Origin of the sequence: Propionibacterium cyclohexanicum (assembly GCF_900111365.1) — a bacterium.
GTDB lineage: Bacteria > Actinomycetota > Actinomycetes > Propionibacteriales > Propionibacteriaceae > Propionibacterium > Propionibacterium cyclohexanicum.
The window spans coordinates 162,983-188,360 of the sequence record NZ_FOGZ01000002.1 but is presented as its reverse complement, the minus strand read 5'-3'; the positions used below and the strand labels follow the sequence as shown (position 1 = coordinate 188,360).

The following is a 25,378-nucleotide window of genomic DNA, read 5'->3' as shown; positions in this document are numbered from 1 at the left end:
CGACAGTGGGCGTCGACAGTGGGCATCGCGCCCGCCGGGTGGCAGGATCGTGTCATGGAAGAGATCGACAACGAGGAGACCCCGATCCAGGACCAGGACAACGATCAGCTGGCCCAGCTCAGCCCGGCCGACTCCCTGATCGACCGCGGCGTGGCGGATCCACTCGACGAGGGCTACATCGCTCCCGACCACTGGTCGCCGGCCCAGGGCTTCGGGAACACTCCGGCCGAGATGGAGCGCGGGGAGACCATCGAGCAGCGGCTTCCCCAGGAAGAGCCCGAGGCCGCGTCGGATGCGCCGGAGCGTGACTGGAACCCTCACCGGGAGAACCGTGAGGTCGGCAGTCGCCGGGCCGGCCGGCTGGTGGCCAGCGGGGTGGGCGCCGGCGGCGAGGACCACGAATCCCAATCCCTGGCGCACGATGTGGGCATCTCCGGGGGCGCTGCGAGCGCCGAGGAGGCAGCGATGCACATCATCGAGGAGGACAGCGACGAGGACAGCGAGGCCGCCACGCCGATGCGGAAGGCGGCTCCGGAGGACTGAGGGCGGCCGGCGCGGGCATTCCCGGTGACATCGCCTGCGGGATGAGGATTCGCCGGCTCCGGAGAGGAGCTGTCCGGGCGCGCGGTGTCTCACATCGAGAGAACTGAGTCTCACAAAATGAGACTGTCGGATATGGTTCCGCTGTGAACACGACGAACGCAGCGATTCCCACCAGATCCGCGGCGAGCCCCGCCGATAGGCGTGGCAAAGCTCGCATCATCGTATCCTCGCTGGTCGGCACGACCATTGAGTTCTACGATTTCTATGTCTACGCGACGGCGGCGATTTCGGTTTTTCCGCTCCTCTTCTTCCCATCCACCACGGACACCGGAGCGCTCCTCGCCTCGCTGGCGACTTTCGGCGTAGCATTTGTCGCCCGGCCACTCGGCTCGATCATCTTCGGGCATTTCGGAGACCGGGCCGGGCGCAAAGCAACCCTCATCGCCTCGCTGCTCACCATGGGCATTGCGACGGTGCTGATCGGTTTCCTCCCCACCTATGCCCAGATCGGCGTGTTCGCTCCCGCATTGCTTGCGGTGATGCGCTTCTGCCAGGGGCTCGGCCTGGGCGGCGAGTGGTCCGGAGCGGCACTTCTGGCCGGGGAGAACTCCCGGGCCGGCAAGCGAGGATTCGACTCCATGTGGCCCCAGCTGGGCGCCCCGATCGGATTCCTGTTCGCCAATGGCTTCTTCCTGTTCCTCACGATGACGATGCACTACGACTCCACGAAGGCCAGCACCAACCACAGCTTCCTCGTGTGGGGCTGGCGGCTGCCCTTCCTGTTCTCCGCGCTCATCGTGGTGCTGGGCCTGTATGTTCGGTTCAAGCTCGACGAAACGGTGAGCTTCAAGCGCACCCAGGAGCGTGGCGAGGTCCTCAAGACGCCGCTCGTCGAGGTGTTCCGCACATCCTGGCGCGAGTTGATCCGCGGCACCTTCATCATGCTCGTCACCTATACGCTCTTCTACCTCATGACCACATGGATTCTGTCCTATGCAATCGGTAAGCCCTCCTCGGGGCTCCTGGGCATCAACTATCACTCCTTCCTCGTCGTCCAGCTCATCACGATCTGCGCATTTGCGATCACCATCCCGATCTCGGGAATCCTCGGCGACAGATTCGGCCGTAAGAAATTCCTCCTCGGGGTGACTGCGGCGATCATGGTCTTCGGCCTCACCTTCGGGTTCTTCCTCGATCCTGCCCGGGTCGGTACCGGTGACAATGCCGATCTGGGACGGATCACGGTCTTCATGCTCATCGGCATGCTGCTCATGGGGCTGACCTTCGGTATCCAGTCCGCAGTGCTGCCCGAGCTGTTCCCGACAAATGTGCGATACACCGGCTCGGCGATCTCGTACAATGTTTCGTCCATTCTCGGCGCGGCCGTGGCACCATTCATCGCTGCCTATCTCGCTCACCGATTCGGGCCGGGCAGCGTGGGTCTCTATCTGGTGGCGATGGCCGTGCTCACGCTCATCGCCCTCGCGACGATGCGCGAGACGAGCCACGTCGAACTCGACGACGTCGGGGTGAACGTCCGTCCCGTGCCGGCTGGTGTACCGGCCTGAGCCGACAGGTCCGGGCCCCGACCGCCGAAGGTCACGAAGAGCGCCCGAAGGGGCCGCCGCCAGCTGGCGGCGGCCCCTTCGGGGTGCGCGTAGCCTTGATGGCACAGTCCGGAGCCGTCATCGGCACCGCCGCTAAGGAGGAACAAGCACTGAGCACCGTGAACGCACAGGCCGAGGAACCCGGCGAGGCAGTCGGCGTGCGCACTATCGCCGTGCCGGCATCCATCGAGATGGTGAGCGTGCTGGGTCCGCGCGACGGCTTCCTCAAGATGCTCGAATCAGGACTCGGCGCGGAAATCCTGGTGCGGGGAAACAAGATCACCTTGACCGGTCTGCCCGCAGAGGTGGACCTCGCCGCCCGGGTGTTCACCGAATTGATCACTATTGTCCGCACCGGGCAGGGCCTCAGCTCGGAGGCGGTTGAGCGAGTCCTCACGATGGAGTCCGCCGACTCTGCGGTGCGTCCCTCCGAGGTGCTCACCCAGAACATCGTGTCGAACCGCGGCCGCACCATACGGCCGAAGACTCTCAATCAAAAGCGCTATGTCGACGCCATCGACCGTCATACGGTCACCTTCGGTGTCGGCCCGGCTGGCACCGGCAAGACCTATCTCGCGATGGCGAAGGCCGTCCATGCACTCCAGTCCAAGCAGGTGAACCGGATCATCCTCACCCGCCCGGCCATCGAAGCCGGGGAACGACTGGGCTTCCTGCCCGGAACGCTAGCCGACAAGATCGACCCCTATCTGCGTCCGCTCTATGACGCCCTGCACGACATGCTCGACCCCGACCGGGTACCCAAGCTGCTGACCAGCGGCGTCATCGAGGTGGCTCCCTTGGCCTATATGCGCGGCCGCACCCTCAACGATGCCTTCATCGTGCTCGACGAGGCCCAGAACACCAGCCCTGAGCAGATGAAGATGTTTCTCACCAGGCTCGGCTTCGGCTCGAAGATCGTCGTCACCGGTGATGTCACCCAGGTCGATCTCCCGGGCGGCCAAGCCAGTGGGCTGCGCCAGGTACAGGGTATCCTCGACGGTCTCGAGGACATCGCGTTCTGCCAGTTGACCAGCCACGATGTTGTGAGGCACCGTCTGGTGGGGCGCATCGTGGCCGCATACGAGCGCTACGACAGCGAGCACCAGCGGCCCCCGGGGACGCGTCGATAGGCTGGCCCTATGATCGATGTGAGCAACGAGTCCGGCGAGGACGTCGACACCCAGGCGCTCGTGCGGCTCGCACGCTACGCACTCGGTGTGCTGAGAATCCATCCGCAATCGGACCTGTCCATTCTGCTCGTCGACGAGTCGGCCATGAGTGCCTATCACCGGCAGTTCATGGATCTGGAGGGCCCCACCGATGTGATGAGCTTCCCGATGGACGAGATGCGAGCCCCCGGCGACGACGAGGAGCCACCCAGGGGGCTGCTCGGAGACATCGTGATCTGCCCCTCGTTCACGGGTGCCCAGGCGCCCGGCAATGGGCGGACGAACCAGGAGGAGATGGAATACCTGCTCATCCACGGCCTGCTCCACCTGCTGGGCCACGACCATGCCGAACCCGGCGAGAAGGCCGTGATGTTCGCGCTCAATGACCAGATCATCGCGCAGTGGCGGGCCCACGAGGCCCGCTGAATACCCATCGGAAGCCGCACGCCCCGGCTCGGCCTGCGGATGCATAGACTCTGGTCAACCGCAGGGTCCACCGCGCCCCTCGCGGCGACAGCTCCCCCGACAAGGCAGGTTGACGCAGGCACGTGACCACTAGGGATTGGTTCTTTCTCGCACTGGCAGTGATGCTGAGCTTCGCCGCCAGCCTGCTGGCAGCCGGCGAGACCGCATTGCAAAGAGTCACGAGATCGCGGGCGGCGCGGATGGTCGACGAGGGCGTCCGCGGCTCAGCACGGGTCGCCGAGATCGCCGCCGACCCGGCGCCCACCATCAACACCGCCATGCTCGTGCGCACCGCATGCGAGACCGCTACCGCGGTGCTCGTCTCGGTGGTCTTCTTCACCCATCTGGGGCAGAGCTGGGAGCGCGTCCTCGCACCTGTCGTCGTCGTGACGCTGGTGAGCTTCATCTTCTGGGGTGTCATGCCGCGAACCCTGGGCCGCCAGCATGCCGAACGCACCGCATTACGGGCCGCACGCCCGCTCACCGTGCTCAACACCCTGCTGGGCTGGCTGACGACCGGGATCATCGCTGTCGGCAATGCCATTACCCCAGGGCGCGGCTTCGCCGACGGCCCGTTCAGCTCCGAGGCCGAGCTGCGCGAGATGGTGGACATGGCGGAGAAGGCCGAGGTCATCGAACACGACGAACGGGAGATGATCCATTCGGTCTTCGAACTGGGCGACACGCTCGTGCGGGAGGTGATGGTTCCCCGCACCGACATCGTGTTCATCGAGGTCGGCAAGACGATCCGTCAGGCGATGAGCCTGGCCCTGCGCTCGGGCTTCAGCCGCATCCCGGTCATCTCGGGCCAGCTCGACGACGTCCGCGGCGTCGTCTATCTCAAGGACCTCATGAAGCAGGTCTTCGACGATCCCGCCAGCGCGCGCGGAACGCAGGTCGACACGATCATGCGACCAGCCGTGTTCTGCCCCGATTCCAAGCCGGTCGACGAGTTGCTTCGCGAGATGCAGGCCACCCGCAACCACATGGTGCTCGTGGTGGACGAGTTCGGTGGCTGCGCGGGACTGGCGACCATCGAGGACCTGGTCGAGGAGATCGTCGGAGAGATCACCGACGAGTACGATGCGGAGCCCAGCCTCGCCGAGGAATTGCCGGAGGGCGGATGGCGGATCTCCGCGCGAATGCCGCTGGACGACGTCGGGGACCTGTTCGGCAAGGAACTGGGCGACGAAGACGTGGAGACCGCCGGGGGGCTGATGGCCAAGCTGCTCAACAGGGTTCCCATTCCCGGCTCGACCGTCGACTGGGAGGGCCTGCGCCTGCGAGCGGAGAAGGCCACCGGGCGCCGCCACCAGATCGATACCATCGTTGTCACCGAGTTGGCTTCCCAACCCGACGATGCCGACCGGGAGGACGAGGATGACTGAGCAGGACTCCGGCGGCACCTTCCGCAGCGGATTCGCGTGTTTCGTGGGCCGGCCCAACGCCGGCAAGTCGACGCTGACCAATGCCCTGGTAGGACGCAAGGTGGCCATCACCAGCGACAAGCCGCAAACCACCCGGCACACCGTGCGGGGCATCGTGCACCGCAGCGACGGGCAGCTGATCATCATCGACACCCCGGGCCTGAGCAAACCACGCTCGCTGCTGCAGGAGCGGCTGAACGACCTGGTGCGGGCCACCTGGACGGAGGTCGACGTCGTTGCGGTGGCGCTGCCCTCGAACCAGAACATCGGCCCGGGCGACAGATATCTGGTCGGCCAGCTCGCCGCGCTGCGGCGCCCCCCGACTCTCGTGGCACTCGCCACCAAGACCGATCTGGTCAGCCGAGAGCGGCTGGCGCGTCATCTGGGCCAGATCGCGGCCTTGCAGACCGAGCTGGGGATTCGCTTCGAGGAGGTGCTGCCCTGCTCGGCACTCAGCGGCGATCAGGTGAGCGAGGTGGCCGATGTGCTGCTCGGGCTCCTGCCACCCGGCCCGGACTACTACCCGGACGGCGAGATCACCGACGAACCCGACGAGGTGCTCGTCGCGGAACTCATCCGCGAAGCCGCGCTGGAGGATGTGCGCGACGAGCTGCCCCACTCCATCGCTGCCCAGGTGGAGGAGATGGGACTTCGCGAGGGGCGCCCGGCCGAGCGTCCACTGCTCGACGTGTTCGCCTCCCTCATTGTGGAGCGTGATTCGCAGAAGGGCATCATGGTCGGCAGGGCAGGCGAGCGCATCAAGAGGATCGGCTCCCAGGCTCGCCAGCAGATCTCGGCCATGCTCGGCACCCCCGTTCACCTCGACCTGCGGGTCAAGGTGGTCAAGGATTGGCAGCGCGATGCGAAACAGCTCAACCGGCTAGGCTTGTGAGACGCGGGAAGGCGGGGATCATGCTTCGACAGAGCCGTAGAGCTGCCTGGGGAACCCGCACCGTCTTCAAGCGGGTGGACGACCGGAAGGGTCACAAGGTGGGTGCCGTCATCCACGAGATCGGCACTACCACCGTGCTCACCCTGGCGGTCTATCCCAGGTCCGGCCGGGTCATCCAGGTGAGTTCGCGCGTCGAGTGCACCCGAGCGAATCCCTTCACATGGTCCTATGCCGTCCATCTCGTGAATGGTCATCTCATCGACGTGGATCGCACGGCGACGATGCCCAGCCCATGCGTTCCCAGCTGGGCGGAGTTCGCGGTGGCCAGCTATCTTGCCGAGCACAGCGGTCATCCGGCGATCGACTGCTGGGTGATCGACGAGCCGACTGGGCAGCCCTACGCCTCGCGCTTCGCATGGTCGTCCGGCGATGAGCTCACGTGGAGCGTCGAGGGAGGGGTCCGCGTCCGTCATGCGGTCCGCGGCCAGGAAATCGTGAGGAGCGAATGGGGCGAGCTCACGAGCGTCGTGGTGCGTGACGAGGACGAGCTGCTCGCCGGTATCGCACCCGAGATTCGCTACAGCGTCGTCGACTTCGTCAACGATGCTGCGCGGCGCTGAGAGGCGCCGTCACACAGGACACGCGGTGGGTGCCGCCGGGGTGATCCACCAGGCCTCGCAAGGGTTGTGGGGAGCACGAGAACAGCAGGGGGAAGAGATGGCGAAGAAGGACCGCGCTGGTGCGCGAGCTGCAGGCAAGCGCTGTTGCCGCTCGAAGAAGGGCACGAAGTGCCGCTGCGGGCGCTTCGTGCTGGCCCTGGGCGCCGTGGCAGCACTCGTGGCGCTGGCCTATTGGCTGGGTCATCCGGGCACCGAGGAGGAGCACGGCACGATCAGCTGAGCATGGCACGATCACTTGAGCACGGCCAGCGCCGCAGCCACGCAGGCCCCACGCCTGTCAGGCGGCGTCGGCCCACCAGGTGACCTTGCCCGTGGCCATCGTGAGATAGACCTCGGTCGATCCCAGCGCGCTGGGATCGACCTGGAGGGGGTCGTCGTCGAGGACCATGAGATCGGCCGATCCGCCGGGCACCAGCTGCGCGGCACCTCCGGTGGAGGCCCTCATCGCCTCCCCGACGGTGAGGGACTGCTCGCAGTGCCAGCTCGGCGCACCGGGTTCGGCGCGCAGCACGGCGGCACTGATCGCCTGCCAGGGGTCGAGATCGACGACCGGCGCATCCGAGCCGAAGCGCAGTTCGACTCCGGCATCCAGGCAGGATCGCAGGGGGAAGGCATCGCCGCAGCGGGTGGGCCATCGGCGCTCCAGAAGGGCCCGGTCCTGGAGCAGGTGCGCAGGTTGGACGCTCGCCCGCACGCCCAGCGAGGCCATCCGTGCCAGATCGTCAGCTCGGGCGAGAATGGCGTGCTCGATGCTGCCTCGCGCCCCCGATTCCGCGAAGCAATCGAGGGCCTGGGAGACGGCGGCGTCCCCGATGGCGTGCACCGCCACCTGGAGACCGTGCACCTCCGCCCGGCTCATGAGACCGCTCAGCTCGGGACGGCCGATGAGCGAGAGCCCGTGCGCATCGATGCCGGGTGCGGGATCTGAGTACGGCGTGGACGACCAGGCGGTACCCGAGGACAGCGATCCGTCGGCAATGATCTTCAAGGGCCCGCCCAGCAGCCATCCCCGATCGTCGAGGCGTGCTCCGGTGGTCATGCCCGAGTCGATGGCCTCGTCGAGCGTGTCGGGCCAGCAGCTCAAGCAGATGCGTACGAAGGTGCAGCCTGCCGCGATCCGGCGACGCCAGGTAGCCAACCTGGCGGGGCCGTCCTGCATGTCCACGATGCCCACAATGCCCTTGCGGGCGGCCTCGGCCGCCGACTGGGCACACCACTCGTCGAGTTCGGCCTGCGATGGGCGCAGGAAATGTCGCTCAAGGGTGAATGCGTCCTGCTCGCGCGCCAACCGGGCCGCTGGACGGGTGTTGGGGTCGGCGGCCAGGCCGGCGAGCAGCAGCGCCATGCCATTGGCCCACACCGAATGGAGGTCCCGGGAGCAGACGATGACAGCCCGCTCGGGGAAGAGGGCATCGAGGCGGGAGCCGTCGAGTGGGCTCGGCCATCGTTCCAGGGGCGCCGACAGCGCCACCACGGGTTCGCGGGAACTGAGCCGCGCGTTCCGCGTGAGCGCATCGAGTGCCCGGGTAGAGCTGTCCGCTCCCGACAGGTCGATCCGGTGGGAGGCCTGGGCCCACAGATCGGTATGGACATGGGCGTCCCACAGTCCTGGCAGGATGAACCGGCCCTGCAGGTCGATCACCTCGTCATCCCCCGCGCTGCTCCCGGGCACCGCGTCACTGCGGTACAGCCGGGAGCCGCTGACCAGTACGTCATGTGGTTCGCTGGCGCGACCACTCACCAGATCGAGCATGCGGGCGCGACGAAACCTCATGACGCCCCATCCAACTCCTTCGGATGCCCGAACTCGGCGACTGACGGTGGATGGACAGCTGTCAGGGCCGCCCAGGAACTGTGAACCTGGCCGGCGCCTCGATGTTCACATCCGCGGCGTCGGTGAACTACAGTGATGCCCGTGGCGCGCATCGCCGGCCCATGGGGCCTGCTCCTTGGTTGCCGCAGCGAGGCCAGCTCGTTCTAGCCGGTCATCCTCGCTGCGGCGTTCGTTGGTGCCGGCGCCCGGAATGAACCGGGCCCCTTTCCAGTCCGAGGATGAATCGTGACCATCACTGTCCCAGCACCGTCTTCCTGCTCCTTCACCCATCCCGTGCAGCAGCCCAGCGGCATGAACTACAGCCGCTACAAGCCGTTCCACCCTGTGAGCCTGCCCGACCGCAGCTGGCCGGACGCCCAGATCAGCACGGCACCGCGCTGGCTGTCCACCGATCTTCGCGACGGCAACCAGGCGCTCATCGACCCCATGACACCCGCCCGCAAGCGAAAGATGTTCGACCTGCTGGTGAAGATGGGCTACAAGGAGATCGAGGTGGGCTTCCCTTCCGCCTCCCAGACCGAGTGGGATTTCGTGCGCTCCCTCATCGAGGACCCCACCGCCATCCCCGACGACGTCGTGATCTCGGTGCTCACCCAGGCCCGCCAGGACCTCATCGAACGCACCGCCCAGTCCCTGGTGGGAGCAAAGCAGGCCGTCATCCACATGTACAACGCGACGGCCGAGCTGTTCCGCCGGGTGGTGTTCAAGTTGGACGAGCAGGAAACGATCGATCTGGCCCGCCGCGGGACCGAGTGGGTGATGGAGAGCATCGCCACATACCTGCCCGATACCCCGGTCGGCTATGAGTACAGTCCCGAGATCTTCACCCAGACGCCAACCGACTACGCCATTGAGGTCTGCAACGCGGTCATGGAGGTCTGGCAGCCCGGCGAGGGCCGTGAGATCATCCTCAACCTGCCGGCGACGGTGGAGATGTCGACTCCCAATACCTATGCCGATCAGGTCGAGTACTTCGGCCGCCACATCGGCAATCGCGATCACGTCTGCATCTCCATGCACTGCCACAATGACCGGGGTTGCGCCGTCGCTGCCACCGAACTAGGCATGATGGCCGGTGGTCAGCGAGTCGAGGGCTGCCTGTTCGGCCACGGCGAGCGCACCGGGAATGTCGACCTGGTGACCCTGGGCATGAATCTGTACAGCCAGGGCATCGATCCGCAGATCGATTTCTCCGACATGGCCGGTATCCGGCGCACAGTGGAGTACTGCACCGGGATGCCCGTACCGGCGCGTCAGCCCTATGCCGGCGATCTGGTGTACACGGCCTTCTCCGGTTCCCACCAGGATGCCATCAAGAAGGGCCTGGAGGATTTGGCGCATCGCGCTGAGTCCCAAGGCAAGAGTGTTCACGAGATTGCCTGGCAGGCGCCCTATCTGCCGATCGATCCCAGCGATGTCGGCCGCAACTACGAGGCTGTCATCAGAGTGAACAGCCAGTCCGGCAAGGGCGGTATGGCCTATCTCATGAAGGCAGACCATCAACTGGACCTGCCGCGGCGCCTGCAGATGGAGTTCAGCCATGCTGTGCAGGCGCATGCAGACCTCACCGGCAAGGAGGTGACCAGCGCCGTGCTGTGGCAGCTGTTTGGCGAGGAGTATCTCAACCGTGCCCACCCGCTGAACATTGTCTCCTTCACGACCGGCACCAGTGCCGGACGCACCTGGATCAAGGCTGTCGTGGACCGCTGGGGAACCCGTCGCGAGATCGAGGGGGAGGGGAACGGCCCGCTGTCGGCCTTCGTCGACGCCGTGGCGCAGATCGGCACGCCGGTGCGAGTTCTGGATTATGCCGAGCACGCCCTCACCTCGGGAGGTGATGCTCAGGCCGCGGCCTATGTGGAGTGCGAAGTGGGCGAGGGCGACCAGGCCCGGGTGCTGTGGGGCGTGGGGATCGACCCGGACATCACCACCGCGACGATCAAGGCGACGATCAGCGCGATCGACCGGTCCTGATTCCCTCCGCCACCATCGGCCTCCTGCGTGTGCGATTCGGGCCACGCAGGAGGCCTTCTCGTCCTACGCTGGGCCCAATCGAGCCAAGGAGTCCCGCCGTGAGTACAACGCCCCGAAACCCCGATCCCGAACGTCCCGACGATTTCGAAGAGCCGGCGGGCGCCACGGCCCCCGCCCCCGACGCTGAGCCGCTACGGCCCACCTTCTCGGATCCTGCAGGGTCTTCTGGAGGCCATGCCGACCAGCCCGGCACACCCCCGCCCTACCCGCAGGGCCCGCCCCCGGAGCCTGGCTCGGTGCCGGCGCCGCCCGGCGGCGCGGAGCCGAGCTGGGACCCAGCTGCCGAATTTGGTGTGCCGCCGGCTGGCGGGCCCTCCCAGCCGCCTTTCGGTGCGCCACCCTCCCAGCCGCCTTTCGGTGCGCCACCCTCCCAGCCGCCTTTCGGTGCGCCGCCGGTGAGCGACCGGTTCAGGGCCGAGCCGCGTCCAGGTCAGGTCGGTCCGCATGGTCTCACGCCGAATGAGGAGCGCGTGCACGCCCTCACGGCGCACTGGTTGCCGATCGTGTCCGGCTTCATCGCGCCCCTGGCCTTCTACCTGGCCGACGGGCCGTGGTCGCCCTATGTCAAGGAGAATGCCAGGCGTTCGCTGAACTTCGAGCTGACGCTGCTCATCGGCTATCTCATCTCGGGCCTGCTCATGCTGGCCTTCATCGGTTTCGTGCTCTATGGGTTGGTGTGGGTCTTCGGGATTGTCTTCCACATCCTGGCGGCGACGGCAGCCAACCGGGGTGAGCTGTACAAGTACCCGTTCTCCTTCGAGTTCGTGAAGTGACCTCGAGGCCGGCGGCTCGGTGTGCTCAGGGCTTGGCGCCACCGAGCCGCCGGTCGCGGTGCGCGTACTGTTCCACAGCCGCCCACAGGTCACGGCGGTCCCAGTCGGGCCACAGCTTGTCGGAGAAGACGAATTCGGCGTAGGCGCTCTGCCACAACAAGAAATTGCTGATGCGCTGCTCCCCGGAACTACGGACGAACAGATCGACGTCGGGCATCTCTGGCTCATCGAGATGGTGATGGAAACTTGCCTCGGTGATGTGCCTGGGATCGATCTTGCCGTCCGCTGCCAGCTGAGCCAGCTGCCGGGCGGCATCGATGATCTCGGCGCGCCCGCCGTAGTTCACACAGAACTGCAATTGCAAAGTCGTGTTGTCGCGGGTCTGGTCCTCGGCGATCTCGAGTTCCGTGATGACGCTGCGCCACAACTTCGGGCGCCGGCCGGCCCAGCGCACCCGCACCCCCAGGGCGTCCAACTGCTCGCGGCGGCGATGGATGACATCGCGGTTGAAGCCCATGAGGAAGCGCACCTCTTCGGGCGAGCGTTTCCAGTTCTCGGTGCTGAAGGCATAGGCCGACATATAGGGGATGCCCATCTCGATGGCGCCCTCGATGACATCGAAGAGGACCGATTCACCGGCCTCGTGCCCCCTCGTACGTGGCAGGCCGCGCTGCTTGGCCCACCGTCCATTCCCGTCCATGACGATGGCGACATGGCGGGGCAGTGACGACGCGGGCAGTTGCGGTGGCCGTGCGCCGCTCGGATGGGGGACCGGGGGGTGCTTGGCGGGACGCGACGAAGTGCTGGTGGCCACTTCTCGACCTTACCGGCTTGAGTGGGGGCTGGGCAGACTCGAGTCGATGGCGCGTAGGGGGAAAGCTCGCGCCCGGGCACAATGGATGGGTGCCCACCTATCGTGACGAGGGAGTCGTGCTGCGAACCCACAAGCTGGGGGAGGCGGACCGCATCGTCACGATCCTGTGTCGTTCCCAGGGAAAGGTACGGGCTGTCGCGCGGGGCGTGCGGCGTACCTCGAGCAAGTTCGGGGCACGCCTGGAGCCGTTCAGCCACGTGGACGTGCAGTTCGCCGTAGGACGCTCGCTCGACATCGTGACCCAGGTGCAGTGCCTGCATCCCTACGGCGATCCGCTGGCCCGAGACTACGGGTTGTACTGTTCGGGCGAGACGATGCTCGAGGTGGCCGATCGGCTGGTGGCCGTCGAGAAGGAGCCCTCGCTGCGGCAGTACCGGCTCTTGCTCGGTGGGCTGCGAGTGCTCGGCGAGGGCACGAGCGACGGACCCCGGCCAGCCAGCATGGTGCTCGATTCCTATCTCCTGCGCGCCCTGGCCGCCGCCGGCTATGCCCCGGTGCTCGATTCGTGTGCGCACTGCGGGCTCGCCGGGCCGCACGAGTGGTTCTCTCCGTCGAGCGGGGGAATGGTCTGCAGCCGGTGCAAGCCCCCTGCCTCGGCCCATCCTTCGGCACAGTCCTGGGCGCTGCTAGGTGCGATGATCAGTGGCGATTGGCCCGCCACCCGGGAGGTGAGAACAGCCACCGTGCGGGAGTGCGCCGGTCTCGTGGCTGCCTTCGCCGCCTGGCACATGGATCACAGTCTTCGGTCGCTGGCGATGATTCCCCGGGAATAAGGCCCTCCGCCCCTGCCCCGACCTTCTCAGATGCGTTCGGCCGGCCGGGCGATCATCAGGGTGTGGCCCATCCACTGCTGCACCGTCGTGGCCGGAACGCCCTCGTCGAGCCAGAGTTTCGCTGCGGTATGACGCAGGTCGTTGAGCCGGCGGCCACGTCCGGTGCGCTGCCAGTCGAGGCGCCGCAGGACGGCTGTGCGATGCAGTTGGCAGCCCCTCGCCGTGATGAACAGCAGTTCCTCGCGCTCGCGCCTGCGTGACATCGCGACGAGGCTGTCTCGCAGTTCCTCGGCCACCGGCACCTGCCGCACCAGGCTCGGGATGAAACGCCTGGCCGAGGTGCCCTCGGTCATGGACTTGTTGACGACGATCCGGTTGGCTGTGCGGCGGAAATCGCCGACCGTCAGGGCCCGGGCCTCGCTCCAGCGCAGGCCGGTGCGTGCCAGGACGAGCAGTACCTGCGCCAGTCGCGGGTCGTGCTGTGACCACTCGGCCCAGGCGCTGCGCAATTCGTCGGCCGAGAAGGGGCGTGCCACAGTGGGGGGTGCCGGCAGTTCGGCGGGGGCCTTCTCGATGGGGGTCCGCTCGATCACTCCCAGGGCGGTCAGCCACCGGAAGAACTGCGACAGGCTCGCTCGGTAGCGGCGCACGGACAACTCCGACAGGCCACGTGCCCGGAAGTGCACGAGCAGGCCGTCGATGTCGGCCGGGGTGATGTCCCGGGGATTGCGCGCCAGATAGGACTGCGGAATGATCCTCAACAGATCCTGATCGGTGCGCAAGGTCTTCTCTGCTACGGTGCCGGCACGCGAAGCGAGCCAGCAATGGATCATGGCGTCCAGGCGGTCGGTCCACATGCTCGGACCGCTGGGGGAGGCAAACCAGTTCACGGACATTCGTCATCCTTTCGCTGCGTGCGCGGAAGACGGATGTCCGCCTCCCGTGCAATCGCGACAGCGGGTCAAGGCCAAACCACCCGACGAAGCATCCCGACTTGTTGGCCCATGGGCCGAACTCACGGTTGCGCGTCAGCGCCGGATTCGCACCGGCTTCCCTTCGCAGGGTGGTACACGTGTTCGCAATGCTATTCCCCCGGTTCCCCCTGAGGAGCATCGGTCTCCACCAGGTGGATCATTCCTTGCCCCGGGAGGTGCACAGCGGGCACAGACCGTAGATCTCGACATGGTGCTCGGCCTGGGTGAAGCCGTGTTCGGTGGCCACGCGCAGGGCCCACTCCTCGGCCGGGCCGCCGGCGATTTCCACTGTCCGTCCGCACTGGCGGCAGATCAGGTGATGGTGATGGCGGGGCGAGCAGTGCCGGTAGGCGACCTCGCCGGCGGGATTGCGCCAGGTGTCCACCTCGCCGTTGCGGGCGAAATTCTGCAGCACCCGATAGACGGTGGCCAGACTGGCCTGCTCACCGTTGGCCGTCAGTTGTGCGTGCAGTTGCTGGGCGGTGCGGAAGTCGTTGCCCTGGTCGAGGATCTCGCGGATGACCCTCTGCTGGCGGGTGCGGCGGGGACGCTGGACCGGTGCCGCCGATGCGGTACCGAACGGCGGTGTGTCCTCACTGTTCATGGGCTCGTGCTCCATGACTGGCCGACACGCCATGACTGGCCTGCACCGGGTGTCCTCTCCGCGCTTGGTGTCCTCTCCGCGCTTGCTCCATGAGAATCATTCTAGTCAAGCGCGGCAGGGCCGGAGCATGCAGCGCACCTGGACCGACGGTCTACCCGCATATGGCGTCACTCGGGCATCATTGACCCGGCAGGTGGCGCGTGGCGCGTCGCCTTCACGTCGGTGCCAGCCAGGTACCGACTCGCGACCGGGCCCGGTCCGGCGGACAGTGAGGAGCCACAGTGGCAGAGAGCAAGCTCGACAAGGTCATCGGCCTGTGCAAACGGCGCGGTTTCGTTTTTCCTTGCGGGGAGATTTACGGCGGGACGCGCGCGGCATGGGACTATGGCCCACTGGGTGTGGAGCTGAAGGAGAACATCAAGCGGCAGTGGTGGCGCTATATGGTCACCGGTCGCGGCGACATCGTCGGCCTGGATTCCTCCGTCATTCTCCCCAAGCAGGTCTGGGTGGCCTCCGGGCATCTTGCCGTGTTCAACGACCCCCTCGTGGAGTGCCTGAGCTGTCACAAGCGGTTCCGCGCCGATCAACTCCAGGAGGAGTACGCCTTCCGCAAGGACATTGCCGACCCCGAATCCGTCGAACTGTCCCAGATTCCCTGCCCCAACTGCGGAAACCGGGGGAACTTCACCGCGCCCCGTGACTTCAATATGATGCTCAAGACCTATCTGGGGCCGGTCGAGGACGAATCCGGGCTGCACTATCTGCGTCCCGAGACTGCCCAGGGTATTTTCATCAACTTCAAGAACGTCCTCAACACCACCCGGATGAAGCCGCCCTTCGGGGTGGCGCAGACCGGGAAGAGCTTCCGCAACGAGATCACCCCCGGGAATTTCATCTTCCGCACTCGCGAGTTCGAGCAGATGGAGATGGAGTTCTTCGTCGAGCCGGGCACCGATGAGGAATGGCACCAGTACTGGATCGACCATCGCCAGGCCTGGTATACCGGGCTCGGCGTCGATCCGCAGAACCTGCGGCTCTACGAGCACCCCAAGGAGAAGCTGTCCCACTACTCCAAGCGGACCGTCGACATCGAGTACAAGTTCGGTTTCGCGGGCAGCGACTGGGGCGAGCTCGAGGGCATCGCTAATCGCACCGATTTCGATCTCAACACCCATTCGCAGCACTCGGGCGTCGACCTCAGCTATTTCGACCAGGCGAAGAATTCCCACTACCTGCCCTATGTCATCGAGCCGGCGGCCGGCCTGACCCGCTCGCTCATGGCCTTCCTGGTTGATTCCTACACCGAGGACGAGGCGCCCAATACCAAGGGCGGCGTCGACAAGAGGGTGGTACTCAAGCTCGATCCGCGTCTGGCACCGGTGAAGGCCGCGGTGCTGCCGCTGAGTCGAAATGAGAAGCTCTCCCCGAAGGCGCGCGATCTGGCCGCCGAGCTTCGCGGCTACTGGAACATCGACTTCGACGATGCCCAGGCAATCGGCAAGCGGTACCGCCGTCAGGACGAGATCGGCACGCCCTACTGCGTCACGGTCGACTTCGACAGCCTTGACGACGATGCGGTGACGGTCCGCGAACGCAATTCGATGTCGCAGGAGCGGGTATCCATCACCAAGGTGAAGGACTACCTCGCCACCCGGCTGGTGGGCTGCTGAGCCAAGCCAGACCCGCCAGTGGATCGGGCTGTCGAGCCGGCCGTTGCGTATGGCCGGCTCGACAGCCCGGTGTTCGCTCGTTCAGATGATCGGAGCCATGTCGAGCCCCAGATCCAGGACGGTGGCCGAGTGGGTGAGCGCCCCGACCGAGACGTAGTCCACCCCGCTGGCCCCCACTGCCGCGGCGTCGGGCAGGGTGAGACCCCCGCTGGCTTCGGTGAGCACCCCTGCTGGACGGCATATCGACACCGCCTCGGCCATCTGGGCCGGCGCCATGTTGTCCAGCAGGATCAACTGGGCCCCGGCATCGACTGCTTCGCGGACCTGGTCGAGGTTGTCGCATTCCACCTCGCAGTCCAGCCCGGGGGCCTGTGCCCGGACCGCCTGCAGGGCTGAGGTGATGGATCCCGCCGCCGCGATGTGGTTGTCCTTGATGAGGGCGGCGTCCCCCAGCCCCAACCGGTGGTTGAGCCCTCCTGCGCACCGCACCGCGTATTTCTGCAGAAGCCGGAGCCCGGGCAGGGTCTTGCGGGTGTCTCGGATGGCGTTGTGGGTGGGCGCGAGGGCGTCCGCCCACCGGGCAGTGGCGGTGGCGATGCCCGACAGGTGCCCCAGCAGGTTGAGCATGGTGCGTTCTCCGGTGAGCAGGCAGCGCAACGGCCCCTCGACACGCAGCACCTGATCACCGCGTTCCACACGGTCCCCGTCGCTGGCCAGGAGGTCGACGACGATCCCTGAGCCCTGGCGTTGCGCGAGCCGGTGCATCGTCGCCGCAGCCACCGGCAGACCTGCCAGAGTGCCGCGTTCCCGGCTCACGACGAATGCGGTGCCACGCTGATCGGGGCCAAACACCGAGTTGGTCGTCACATCGGGCCCGTATGCGAGGTCCTCATCCAGCGCCCGGTCGATGACGCGCAGCACGTAGTCGGGGCCGAGTCCGGCCTCCTCGAGTGCCGTGCGGATGCTGCGGGGCAGTGTCTCGGCGCCCGTCATGCGGCTGCCCTGCCCGCGCTGGGGGTGCTGATCCGGTCGGTTGCCGGTCGCACGGTGCCGGTGCTGTCGAGCTGCCAGTCCAGATGGCGCGCCCAGCCAGCGTCCTGGCCCGGACGGTCCGAGCGACGATGGCAACCGCGGGACTCGGTCCTGGTAGCCGCAGCAGTGGTCACGGCGCGCGCTACGACGGCGGCGTTGGTGGCGCTCAATGTGGCATCGTCGAGACCACTCGCGCCCGGCAGCCCATCGAAGCCGCTGAGCGCCTCACGAAGTCCCTGCGCGTCGCGCAAGACCCCGACCCGGCTGGCCATCTCCTCACGGATCGCGTCGAAGGCCGGCGCCGCGAGGAGCGGCAACTCGCGGCGGCGTACCGGATCCGCACCGTCCATCTCCTGGCGAGCAGTCCCGGCGACCTGCGCTCCGCGCACGCGGCTGGCCAGGAGCGTGGCGCAGCGCGTGCCCATCACCAGTCCCTCGGTCAGTGAGTTCGATGCCAGCCGGTTGGCGCCCTGTATGCCGGTGCATGCCAGCTCGCCGAGCGCGAACAGCCCCGCAATGTCCGTGCGGCCCGAGATGTCCGCCACGACTCCGCCACAGTGGTAATGCGCGCCGGGGGAGACAGGGATGGGTTCGCGCACCGGATCGACGCCACGTTCGCGGCACATCGCCAGGATCGAGGGGAAACTGTGTTCCCAGGTGCTCGCGCCGAAGGCTGTGGCGTCGAGAAACAGATGGGATTCACCGCTGGCGAGCATGTGGGCATGCTCGGCTGCCGAGACGATGTCGCGGGGGGCGAGATCGGCCAGTGGGTGGAGTCCCGCCATGACGCGTCGTCCGGCATGATCGACGAGGAAGGCCCCTTCGCCGCGCACCGCCTCCGAGATGAGCACTCCGCGGTCACCGGGACGGCGAAGCGCGGGTGGCACGACAAGGATCGTCGGATGGAACTGCATGAACTCCACATCGCGCACCCGAGCGCCGGCACGCAGGGCCATCGCGAGTCCGTCGCCGCTGGCGACGGGGGGATTGGTGGTCAGCGGCCACAGCTGTCCGATCCCTCCGCTCGCAAGCACGACCGCGTCGGCACGAATCTGCCCAGGGCGTCCCTCGGCGTCCAGCGCGCTGAGCCCTACGGCCCGATCCCGTTCATCGAGCAAGATGTCGACAGCGCGGGTGTTCGTGAGGATCGTGAGGTGGGCACCGAGATCGTGGCAGCTGCCGATCCGCTCCACGAGGGTGCGTTCCACTTCGTGCCCGGACTGGTCGCCGCCGGCATGGAGGATCCGCCGGGCGTGGTGCCCGCCCTCCAGATGCAGGTCGATATGGCCCGACGCGTCTGTGTCGAAGATCGCGCCCAGCGCGATGAGACGGCGCAGCGCGAGGGGCGCATTGTGGGCCAGGTCCCGCACCGCGGCCTCGTCGCACAGCCCCGCCCCGGCATCGAGCGTGTCGCTGATATGTGACTGCGTGGTGTCCTGTGGCGACCAGACGGCCGCCAAGCCTCCCTGGGCCCAGTCGGTGCTGGAGTCCGTGAGCGCTCCCCGCGTGACGAGCACTGTGTCCACCCCTGCCTCGAGCAGGCCCACCAGGCACATGAGACCTGCCGCGCCCGAGCCGACGATCACTACCGAGGCCTCGTGATGCCACTGCATTGTGCCCAGGGGCAGCTGAGTGGCCGAACCGATCGCGTTGACCATCCTCACTCGCCCCCGCCCGGCTGGCCGATCTCGATCATCCGCTCGACGGCCTGCCTGGCGCGCGTGGCGATGGCGGGGTCGATGGTCACCTCGTCGCGGCCCTGCTCAAGGCAGTCCAGCAGATTCTCCCGCGTCGTCATCTTCATGAAGGGACATGCCGCGTGAGGGTTGACCGGCAGGAACTCGGTTGCCGGATTCGCCTTGCGAAGCTGGTGCAGCATACCGATCTCGGTGGCCACCAGCACCTGCTTGGAGCTCGTGCGCGAGGCCGCACTGAGCATCCCTCCAGTGGACAAGATCTTCGTGCGCTCGGCAGGCAATTCGCCGCGCCCGGCCAACCACAGCGCTGCGGTGGTGCATCCGCATTCGGGGTGCACGAACAGCTCCGCGTCGTGGTGTTCATGCACCCGATCGATGAGCGAGGCGGGGGAAATCTCTGCGTGCACGTGGCATTCGCCCATCCACACCTGGATGTTGTCGCGCCCGGTCATCCGCCGCACGTGGGCACCGAGGAACTGATCGGGACAGAACAACACCTCTCGTTCGGGTGGGATCGATGTGACCACCTCGACGGCATTCGACGAGGTGCAGCAGATGTCGGTCTCTGCCTTCACCGCTGCGGTGGTGTTCACATAGCTGACCACGGCTGCGCCGGGGTGCTGTGCCTTCCAGGCGCGCAGCTGGTCGGCGTCGATGCAGTCGGCCAGTGAACAGCCGGCCCGCGCATCGGGGATGAGCACCCTCTTGTCGGGGGACAGCAGCTTCGCGGTCTCTGCCATGAAGTGGACGCCGGCGAACACGATGGTGGACTGCCTGGCGGTGGCGGCGATCCGAGACAGCGCCAGCGAATCGCCGACGTGGTCGGCGACATCTTGGATCTCGGGCGCCTGGTAGTTGTGAGCCAGGATGATGGCGTCCTCGCGGCGGGCGAGAGCACGGACCTGCTCGGCCCACGAGGTGGTTTCGGTGAGCATGCGGACTCCTGTGAGTAGTTATCGTCTGAGAGTCGATAACGCTCTCAGACAGTACCATGCAGCTGTGCGGACGCTGCCATTCAGGGACACCTCGGGCGTGGCGAAGTACCGCCATGAGGTGCTCGCGGTGGTTCTTCGCGTCTGCACCGGGGGCTCGCCTCGCCTCGAGGTCCTGGCCTGGCAGCGCCACCACGAGCCCTTCGAGGGCCGGTGGGCCCTTCCCAGCGGGCCGGTCGAGGTGGACGAGACGATGGACGCCGCCATGGAGCGGCACCTTGCCACCAAGCTCGACCTGACCACCGTGCGCCACTCCGAGCAGCTCGCGAGCTTCTCGGCGCCGCTGCGCGATCCCGCCGAACGCACCATCGCCACTGCCTACCTGGGGCTGGTGGCCGAGCACACCGAGGTGAGCGGTGAGGAGGTCGGCTGGTTCGCCACCGATCGCCTGCCGGCCATGGCCTTCGATCATGGCGAGGTGGTGGCGCTGGCCGCGCGGCGTCTGCAGGGGAAGATCTCCTACAGCAATATCGCCTTCGCACTGGCACCCGAGGAGTTCACCCTCGCCGCGCTGCGCGAGATCTATATCGGGGTGCTGCGTCACGATGTCGACGTGACAAATCTGAGCCGGGTGCTCAGCCGGCGTGGCCAGATCGAACCGACCGGCAGGCTGGTGGCTCCCGGTGACAAGGGGGGACGCCCGGCGCGCAGCTATCGATTCGTCGAGCGACGGCTGCGCATCACCGATCCGTTCGCCGTGCTGCGGGCCGGCGGCTCCCCGTCCTCACAGGGCCACCGGGGCGCGCCGGGGTCACACTAGAATTGCGCGGTGGACCAGATCAAGCCCCTCGTGCTCACCTCACCCTCGGGCGGGCAGGTCGTCGTCGAGACGCCAGTCGTGCTCGCGCCGATGGCCGGCGTGACGAATGCCGCATTTCGCACGCTGTGCCGCGAGCAGGGAGCCGGTCTGTACGTATGCGAGATGATCACCAGCCGCGGCCTCGTTGCGGGTGACCGCAAGACCGACGCGATGCTCACCTTCTTCGATTCCGAGACGATCCGCAGCGTTCAGACCTACGGAACCGACCCGCAGGTGCTTGCCCGGGCGGTGGACATGCTGTGCACCAGATATCGGGCCGACCATGTGGACCTCAACTTCGGTTGCCCGGTGCCCAAGGTCACCCGCAAGGGTGGCGGAGGAGTGCTGCCGTGGAAACTCGACCTGTTCGGCGCCATCGTCGATTCCGCCGTACGGGCTGCCGACCGGCATCGCGTGCCGGTGACGGTGAAGTTGCGGATCGGGCTCGACGAGGATCACGAGACCTATCTGGACGCCGGCCGAATCGCCGAACAGGCCGGAGCTGCGGCAATCTGCCTGCATGCCCGCACGGTTGAGCAGGCCTATTCGGGACATGCGCACTGGGACGCCATTGCTCGGCTGGTCGAGGAGGTTGACGTTCCCGTGCTCGGCAATGGTGATATCTGGGAACCTGCCGATGCGCTGGCCATGATCTCTCGCACCGGTTGTGCCGGCGTCGAGGTGGGCAGAGGCTGTCTGGGCAGGCCGTGGCTGTTCCGGGATCTGGCGGCTGCCCTGCATGGGCAGCCGGTGCGCACTGTGCCGAATCTGGGCGAGGTGGCTGCCACGGTGCGACGTCATGGTGAGCTGCTCGCACTCCAGATGGGTGAGAAGCACGGCCTCACCGACCTTCGAAAGCACATGAGCTGGTATTTCAAGGGCTTTCCGGTGGGCGGTGAGCTACGTCACGGGCTTGGCCTCGTCGACAGCTTCGAGAGCCTGGATGCGCTGCTCGCCACCGTGGTCGACAAGGCCGGCGCCGAGTGCCCCTATCCGGAACGCGAACTCGGCAGGCCACGGGGCCGTCAGGGTTCGCCACGTCACAAGGTGGTCATGCCCTACGGCTGGCTGGACGACCGCTGCGGTCTCCAGCTCGATCTCGCCGACGCCGAAGTGGCCGTGTCGGGCGGGTGAGTCCGCTGCCCGGCGCACAGAGGATTTGTCGGTGCCGCGCGAGATACTGGCCAGGTGACTGAGCAATCCCAGGAATTGTCAGCGCGCGGGCTCACGTCGCGCACCCGCGCCTGGGCGTCCACCATGAGCGGGCACCGCATCGAGTCCGAGGGCACCGGCGTGGTCCGGCCGCACGCTGACAGCATGGTACGTCTCGACATCGCCGAGCCCGTGAGCCGAGAGGCACGCGAGGCAGCCGAGGCGCAACTGCTGCGAGGCGGAGCCACGAGGGCTCGCGGGGCCGGCGAACGGGCCCGGGCTGAGCTGCCCGATCCCGAGCGCACCTGCTTCGAGAGGGACCGTGACCGGATCATCCATTCCACCGCATTCCGGCGGCTCGCCGGGAAGACCCAGGTGGTGGTCTTTCCCACCGATCACCAGCGCACCAGGCTCACCCACGCTCTCGAGGTCGCCCAGGTGGCCACCTCGATCGCCAGAGGGGTGGGTGCCAGTGTCAGCCTGACCGAGGCCATCGCCCTGGGCCACGACTGCGGGCACGGGCCCGGTGGGCATGCTTCCGAGGAGGCCTTCGACGCATTCCTGCCCGAGGGCTTCGACCACGGCCCATGGGGCGCGCAGGTGGCCCTGGCCGATCTCAACCTGTGCGTCCAGACCCTGGACGGCATCGCGCACCACTCCTGGTCCAGCCCGGCGCCGAGCACGGTCGAGGGGGAGATCGTCAGCTGGGCCGACCGGATCGCCTATTGCGCCCACGACCTCGAGGACGCCATCAGGGCTCGCATCATCACCGAGACCGATGTTCCGTCCACGATCACCGGTCCGCTCGGTGTGGCCCTGCGCAACCAAACCGGCACGCTCATCCGGGCCGTCATCGCCACTACAAGCGCCACCGGGATCGTCGGCATGGATCAGCCCACCGCCGAAGCGCTCGCGGCACTGCGCCGCTTCAACTACGAGCGCATCTACACCCGCCCCGAATCGCTTGACCAGGCGCACACCATGATCGAGATGCTTCGCCAGCTCGTCTCCTACTACGTCGGCCATCCCGAGAAGCTGCCGGCCGACCATCGCGGCGACGAGGACCTGATGCGCAGCGTGGTCACCTATGTGGCCGGCATGACCGATCGCTTCGCCTTCGAGTGCGCCGAACGGCTGCTCGGCTGGGATCCGGCTCGACTGCCGTGCGGCATCGGCCACGGGGCCTGAGCCGGGCCGCCTTGCCCCTCCAGGCCACCCGGCCTTCGTCAGCTCGCCCGGCGGTGACCATCGAGCCAGCGTCACGGCCACCGCATGGGTGATGCCCATCCGACCCCAGGAGTCGCGCATGGTCCTGCGCACGGGTGGCTACACTGCGGGCATGGCGAGCCGGATCAACGACGAGGACATCGCCCTGGTCCGCGAACGCGCCCGGATCGACGAGATCGTCGGGTCCTATGTCGCCCTGCGCAACGCGGGGGGTGGCTCGCTCAAGGGCCTGTGCCCCTTCCACGACGAGAAGACCCCCAGCTTCCAGGTGACCCCCTCGCGGGGTCTGTTCTACTGCTTCGGATGCGGCGTGGGCGGAGATGTCATCACCTTCCTGCAGAAGATCGACAACTTGAGCTTCACCGAGGCCGTGCAGACCCTGGCCGACAAAGTGGGCGTCCAGCTGCGCATTGAGGACGACGGTCAGCCCTCCCCGCCGCCGGGCCAGCGCGTTCGGCTGATGGCCGCCAATACCGCCGCCGCCGAGTTCTTCGCATCGGCCCTGCTCACCCCCGAGGCAATCGATGCGCGCCGGATGCTCACCGAACGCGGTTTCGACCGAGCAGCCGCCGAGCTGTTCGGTGTCGGCTATGCCCCCAAGGATGGCCGGGCGTTGCACCGGCACCTCAACAAGGCCGGTTTCCGTGACGACGAACTCGTGCGTGCCGGGCTCATCCGCGAGCACGGGGGGTGGGACTATTTCCAGGGACGCGTCATCTGGCCGATCAGGGATTCCGCGAACTCTGTCCTCGGGTTCGGTGCGCGGCGGCTCTACGAAGACGACCGGCTGCCCGCCAAGTACATCAACACCCCCGAGACCGTGCTGTACAAGAAGTCCCGCGTGCTCTACGGACTCGACCAGGCTCGTCAGAACATCGGCAAGAAGCTCCAGGCAGTGGTCATGGAGGGATACACCGACGTCATGTCGGCCCACCTGGCCGGGGTGGACACCGCAGTAGCGGTGTGCGGCACCGCCTTCGGCGAGGACCACGCGCGGCTCCTCCAGCGGCTCATGGGCAACAGCGACACGACCCGCGGCGAGATCATCTTCACCTTCGACGGGGACCGGGCCGGGCAGGCTGCCGCGCTCAAGGTCTCGCGGCTGGACCGAGCGTTCACTACACAGACCTATGTGGCGATCGAACCAAGCGGCATGGATCCCTGCGATCTGCGGATGGCCAAGGGCGATGCCGCCGTCCGTGAACTCGTGGCTCGTCGCGAGCCGCTCTACCGCTTCGTCATGGCCCACACGATCGAGGGCTTCGATCTGGACCGGGCCGACGGGCGGGTGTCGGCGGTACGCGCCGCCGCGTCCATGCTGGCGGCCGTGCGAGACCGTTCCCTGGTGGATCAGTACGTGCGCGATCTCGCTCAGCTCGTCGGGATGGATGTGGACGAGGTACGACGAGTGCTCAGCAGCGCGCCGCGGCAGTCGCGAGGTGCGCGCCAGCCGCCAAGTCGCCGAGTGGAGGCCGAGCCGCCACCTGGCGAGCTCCAGGTCAGTGAGGTCACGCCCGCCCCGAACAGCCAGCTGCCCTGGCCCGATCCCGGTGACCGCAATCTCGACGTGGAGCGTGGCACCGTGAAGGTGATGCTGCAGTACCCGACGCTCTTCGACACCCAATGGGACGGTGTGCAGCCCGAGGACTTCACGCACCCCGCCTATCGGGCCGTCTTCGAGGCAATCCTCGCCACGCCCTACAGCGCCCACGACTGGGCCGAGGCGGTGGCGCAGGCCACGCCTGACCCGATCGCCCGCCAGCTGGAGATCGCACTGCTCGTGGAACAGATCCTGCGCGAGCCCGACGAACGCTATGCCTCGGCCTACGCTGCGCGGCTGCGTCTGCTCACCACCATGCGACAGATCGCCGATCTCAAGTCGCGGCTGCAGCGCACGAACCCGCTGAACGCCGAAGAGCGCTACGACACGATGTTCCGCCGGCTCATTGAATTGGAGACGCGGCGCAAGCAATTGCTCCAGGACAGCCTCGGTCTCACTGAGTGAGCCACTCGCCGGGCTGACCTGGGTGCCGGCGGCCTGCGCGGGGCAGCCCGGGAACCTCTTGGCGCGGGAGAGAGCTCGTCCACCACATATGGTGTTGTCCGGTCCGGCTCATCCACAGCTGTGCCGTGCCCACGGCGGGCGGGCAATCATGACGC

23 protein-coding genes and 1 riboswitch are annotated in these 25,378 nt (G+C 67.0%); of the genes, 16 read left to right on the top strand and 7 right to left on the bottom strand.

Annotated elements, in window-relative coordinates; genetic code table 11:
• Positions 1 to 54 precede the first annotated feature (54 nt).
• The 8 genes from BMX93_RS02060 to BMX93_RS02025 all read left to right on the top strand — a co-directional run bounded on the left by BMX93_RS02060 (position 55) and on the right by BMX93_RS02025 (position 7,003).
• Entirely contained in the window at positions 55 to 543 is a 489-nt protein-coding gene (locus BMX93_RS02060; protein ID WP_091967162.1) for a DUF5709 domain-containing protein, read from the top strand.
• A 143-nt stretch (positions 544 to 686) separates the two neighbouring features.
• Entirely contained in the window at positions 687 to 2,111 is a 1,425-nt protein-coding gene (locus tag BMX93_RS02055; protein ID WP_091967160.1) for an MFS transporter, read from the top strand.
• A gap of 230 nt (positions 2,112 to 2,341) precedes the next feature.
• The gene (locus BMX93_RS02050; RefSeq protein WP_245725680.1) at positions 2,342 to 3,280 is read left to right on the top strand and encodes a PhoH family protein; all 939 of its coding nucleotides are present in this window, start codon (positions 2,342 to 2,344) and stop codon (positions 3,278 to 3,280) included.
• Positions 3,281 to 3,289: 9 nt separating this feature from the next.
• Entirely contained in the window at positions 3,290 to 3,745 is a 456-nt protein-coding gene (gene ybeY / locus BMX93_RS02045; RefSeq protein ID WP_091967158.1) for an rRNA maturation RNase YbeY, read from the top strand.
• Between the two features lie 122 nt (positions 3,746 to 3,867).
• Positions 3,868 to 5,172: a hemolysin family protein gene (locus BMX93_RS02040; RefSeq protein WP_091967156.1), complete on the top strand. Its 1,305-nt coding sequence runs from the start codon at positions 3,868 to 3,870 to the stop codon at positions 5,170 to 5,172.
• A complete protein-coding gene (era, locus tag BMX93_RS02035; RefSeq protein ID WP_091967154.1) occupies positions 5,165 to 6,103 on the top strand; it encodes a GTPase Era in 939 nt (312 codons plus the stop codon). Before BMX93_RS02040 ends, era begins: the two co-directional genes overlap by 8 nt.
• A gap of 20 nt (positions 6,104 to 6,123) precedes the next feature.
• Positions 6,124 to 6,723 (top strand): hypothetical protein, encoded by a 600-nt coding sequence (locus BMX93_RS02030; RefSeq protein ID WP_091967152.1) that lies wholly within the window; start codon positions 6,124 to 6,126, stop codon positions 6,721 to 6,723.
• Between the two features lie 97 nt (positions 6,724 to 6,820).
• On the top strand, positions 6,821 to 7,003 hold the full coding sequence (locus BMX93_RS02025; RefSeq protein ID WP_091967150.1) for a hypothetical protein: 183 nt from the start codon (positions 6,821 to 6,823) through the stop codon (positions 7,001 to 7,003).
• Between the two features lie 57 nt (positions 7,004 to 7,060).
• Here BMX93_RS02025 and BMX93_RS02020 read toward each other — a convergent pair whose 3' ends face one another.
• Positions 7,061 to 8,557 carry an amidohydrolase gene (locus BMX93_RS02020; protein ID WP_091967148.1) on the bottom strand — a complete coding sequence of 499 codons (1,497 nt, stop codon included), beginning with the start codon at positions 8,555 to 8,557 and terminating at the stop codon, positions 7,061 to 7,063.
• A 291-nt stretch (positions 8,558 to 8,848) separates the two neighbouring features.
• Between BMX93_RS02020 and leuA the strand changes: the two genes are divergently transcribed.
• Both leuA and BMX93_RS02010 read left to right on the top strand, forming a co-directional pair.
• Positions 8,849 to 10,591, top strand: coding sequence for a 2-isopropylmalate synthase (gene leuA / locus BMX93_RS02015; RefSeq protein WP_425438729.1), 1,743 nt, complete (start codon positions 8,849 to 8,851; stop codon positions 10,589 to 10,591).
• Between the two features lie 98 nt (positions 10,592 to 10,689).
• Positions 10,690 to 11,424, top strand: a complete 735-nt coding sequence (locus BMX93_RS02010; RefSeq protein WP_177170019.1) for a DUF4870 domain-containing protein — start codon at positions 10,690 to 10,692, stop codon at positions 11,422 to 11,424.
• A 25-nt stretch (positions 11,425 to 11,449) separates the two neighbouring features.
• Here BMX93_RS02010 and BMX93_RS02005 read toward each other — a convergent pair whose 3' ends face one another.
• Positions 11,450 to 12,163 (bottom strand): isoprenyl transferase, encoded by a 714-nt coding sequence (locus BMX93_RS02005; protein ID WP_245725679.1) that lies wholly within the window; start codon positions 12,161 to 12,163, stop codon positions 11,450 to 11,452.
• Between the two features lie 164 nt (positions 12,164 to 12,327).
• On the opposite strand from BMX93_RS02005, the gene recO reads away from it, so the two are divergent.
• Complete coding sequence (gene recO / locus BMX93_RS02000; protein WP_091967142.1) at positions 12,328 to 13,071, top strand: DNA repair protein RecO; 744 nt, start codon at positions 12,328 to 12,330, stop codon at positions 13,069 to 13,071.
• Between the two features lie 26 nt (positions 13,072 to 13,097).
• Here recO and BMX93_RS01995 read toward each other — a convergent pair whose 3' ends face one another.
• Both BMX93_RS01995 and BMX93_RS01990 read right to left on the bottom strand, forming a co-directional pair.
• Positions 13,098 to 13,967, bottom strand: coding sequence for a tyrosine-type recombinase/integrase (locus BMX93_RS01995; protein ID WP_091967140.1), 870 nt, complete (start codon positions 13,965 to 13,967; stop codon positions 13,098 to 13,100).
• A gap of 31 nt (positions 13,968 to 13,998) precedes the next feature.
• Positions 13,999 to 14,153: riboswitch (adenosylcobalamin (AdoCbl) riboswitch) on the bottom strand.
• A 49-nt stretch (positions 14,154 to 14,202) separates the two neighbouring features.
• Positions 14,203 to 14,649, bottom strand: coding sequence for a Fur family transcriptional regulator (locus tag BMX93_RS01990; protein ID WP_091967138.1), 447 nt, complete (start codon positions 14,647 to 14,649; stop codon positions 14,203 to 14,205).
• A gap of 281 nt (positions 14,650 to 14,930) precedes the next feature.
• Here BMX93_RS01990 and BMX93_RS01985 point away from each other — a divergent pair, with 281 nt between their 5' ends.
• Positions 14,931 to 16,319, top strand: coding sequence for a glycine--tRNA ligase (locus tag BMX93_RS01985; protein ID WP_091967136.1), 1,389 nt, complete (start codon positions 14,931 to 14,933; stop codon positions 16,317 to 16,319).
• A gap of 81 nt (positions 16,320 to 16,400) precedes the next feature.
• On the opposite strand, the gene nadC is transcribed toward BMX93_RS01985, so the two are convergent.
• From nadC to nadA, 3 genes are read right to left on the bottom strand one after another with little or no spacing between them, the layout of a single operon-like run.
• A complete protein-coding gene (nadC, locus tag BMX93_RS01980) occupies positions 16,401 to 17,312 on the bottom strand; it encodes a carboxylating nicotinate-nucleotide diphosphorylase (RefSeq protein WP_091967134.1) in 912 nt (303 codons plus the stop codon).
• On the bottom strand, positions 17,309 to 19,009 hold the full coding sequence (nadB, locus tag BMX93_RS01975; RefSeq protein ID WP_218139184.1) for an L-aspartate oxidase: 1,701 nt from the start codon (positions 19,007 to 19,009) through the stop codon (positions 17,309 to 17,311). The genes nadC and nadB overlap by 4 nt, the downstream gene beginning before the upstream one ends.
• Before the next feature lie 2 nt (positions 19,010 to 19,011).
• The gene (gene nadA, locus BMX93_RS01970) at positions 19,012 to 19,983 is read right to left on the bottom strand and encodes a quinolinate synthase NadA (RefSeq protein ID WP_091967132.1); all 972 of its coding nucleotides are present in this window, start codon (positions 19,981 to 19,983) and stop codon (positions 19,012 to 19,014) included.
• Positions 19,984 to 20,047: 64 nt separating this feature from the next.
• Between nadA and BMX93_RS01965 the strand changes: the two genes are divergently transcribed.
• The 4 genes from BMX93_RS01965 (at position 20,048) to dnaG (ending at position 25,223) form a co-directional block, all read left to right on the top strand.
• Positions 20,048 to 20,800 (top strand): NUDIX hydrolase, encoded by a 753-nt coding sequence (locus BMX93_RS01965; RefSeq protein WP_091967121.1) that lies wholly within the window; start codon positions 20,048 to 20,050, stop codon positions 20,798 to 20,800.
• Positions 20,801 to 20,809: 9 nt separating this feature from the next.
• Positions 20,810 to 21,973 carry a tRNA dihydrouridine synthase DusB gene (dusB, locus tag BMX93_RS01960; protein WP_091967119.1) on the top strand — a complete coding sequence of 388 codons (1,164 nt, stop codon included), beginning with the start codon at positions 20,810 to 20,812 and terminating at the stop codon, positions 21,971 to 21,973.
• A 123-nt stretch (positions 21,974 to 22,096) separates the two neighbouring features.
• On the top strand, positions 22,097 to 23,179 hold the full coding sequence (locus tag BMX93_RS01955; RefSeq protein ID WP_091967274.1) for an HD domain-containing protein: 1,083 nt from the start codon (positions 22,097 to 22,099) through the stop codon (positions 23,177 to 23,179).
• A 151-nt stretch (positions 23,180 to 23,330) separates the two neighbouring features.
• Positions 23,331 to 25,223, top strand: a complete 1,893-nt coding sequence (gene dnaG / locus BMX93_RS01950) for a DNA primase (protein ID WP_091967272.1) — start codon at positions 23,331 to 23,333, stop codon at positions 25,221 to 25,223.
• Positions 25,224 to 25,378: the final 155 nt, after the last annotated feature.

What these genes read in the sequence shown, in the direction of transcription:
- BMX93_RS02060 (WP_091967162.1), top strand. Translation starts at nt 55, where the DNA reads ATGGAAGAGATCGACAACGAGGAGACCCCGATCCAGGACCAGGACAAC.
- BMX93_RS01955 (WP_091967274.1), top strand. Translation starts at nt 22,097, where the DNA reads ATGAGCGGGCACCGCATCGAGTCCGAGGGCACCGGCGTGGTCCGGCCG.
- BMX93_RS02030 (WP_091967152.1), top strand. Translation starts at nt 6,124, where the DNA reads ATGCTTCGACAGAGCCGTAGAGCTGCCTGGGGAACCCGCACCGTCTTC.
- BMX93_RS02050 (WP_245725680.1), top strand. Translation starts at nt 2,342, where the DNA reads ATGGTGAGCGTGCTGGGTCCGCGCGACGGCTTCCTCAAGATGCTCGAA.
- BMX93_RS01995 (WP_091967140.1), bottom strand. Translation starts at nt 13,967, where the DNA reads ATGTCCGTGAACTGGTTTGCCTCCCCCAGCGGTCCGAGCATGTGGACC.
- BMX93_RS01990 (WP_091967138.1), bottom strand. Translation starts at nt 14,649, where the DNA reads ATGAACAGTGAGGACACACCGCCGTTCGGTACCGCATCGGCGGCACCG.
- BMX93_RS02020 (WP_091967148.1), bottom strand. Translation starts at nt 8,557, where the DNA reads ATGAGGTTTCGTCGCGCCCGCATGCTCGATCTGGTGAGTGGTCGCGCC.
- era (WP_091967154.1), top strand. Translation starts at nt 5,165, where the DNA reads ATGACTGAGCAGGACTCCGGCGGCACCTTCCGCAGCGGATTCGCGTGT.
- dnaG (WP_091967272.1), top strand. Translation starts at nt 23,331, where the DNA reads ATGGCGAGCCGGATCAACGACGAGGACATCGCCCTGGTCCGCGAACGC.
- nadC (WP_091967134.1), bottom strand. Translation starts at nt 17,312, where the DNA reads ATGACGGGCGCCGAGACACTGCCCCGCAGCATCCGCACGGCACTCGAG.
- ybeY (WP_091967158.1), top strand. Translation starts at nt 3,290, where the DNA reads ATGATCGATGTGAGCAACGAGTCCGGCGAGGACGTCGACACCCAGGCG.
- nadA (WP_091967132.1), bottom strand. Translation starts at nt 19,983, where the DNA reads ATGCTCACCGAAACCACCTCGTGGGCCGAGCAGGTCCGTGCTCTCGCC.
- BMX93_RS02025 (WP_091967150.1), top strand. Translation starts at nt 6,821, where the DNA reads ATGGCGAAGAAGGACCGCGCTGGTGCGCGAGCTGCAGGCAAGCGCTGT.
- nadB (WP_218139184.1), bottom strand. Translation starts at nt 19,009, where the DNA reads ATGGTCAACGCGATCGGTTCGGCCACTCAGCTGCCCCTGGGCACAATG.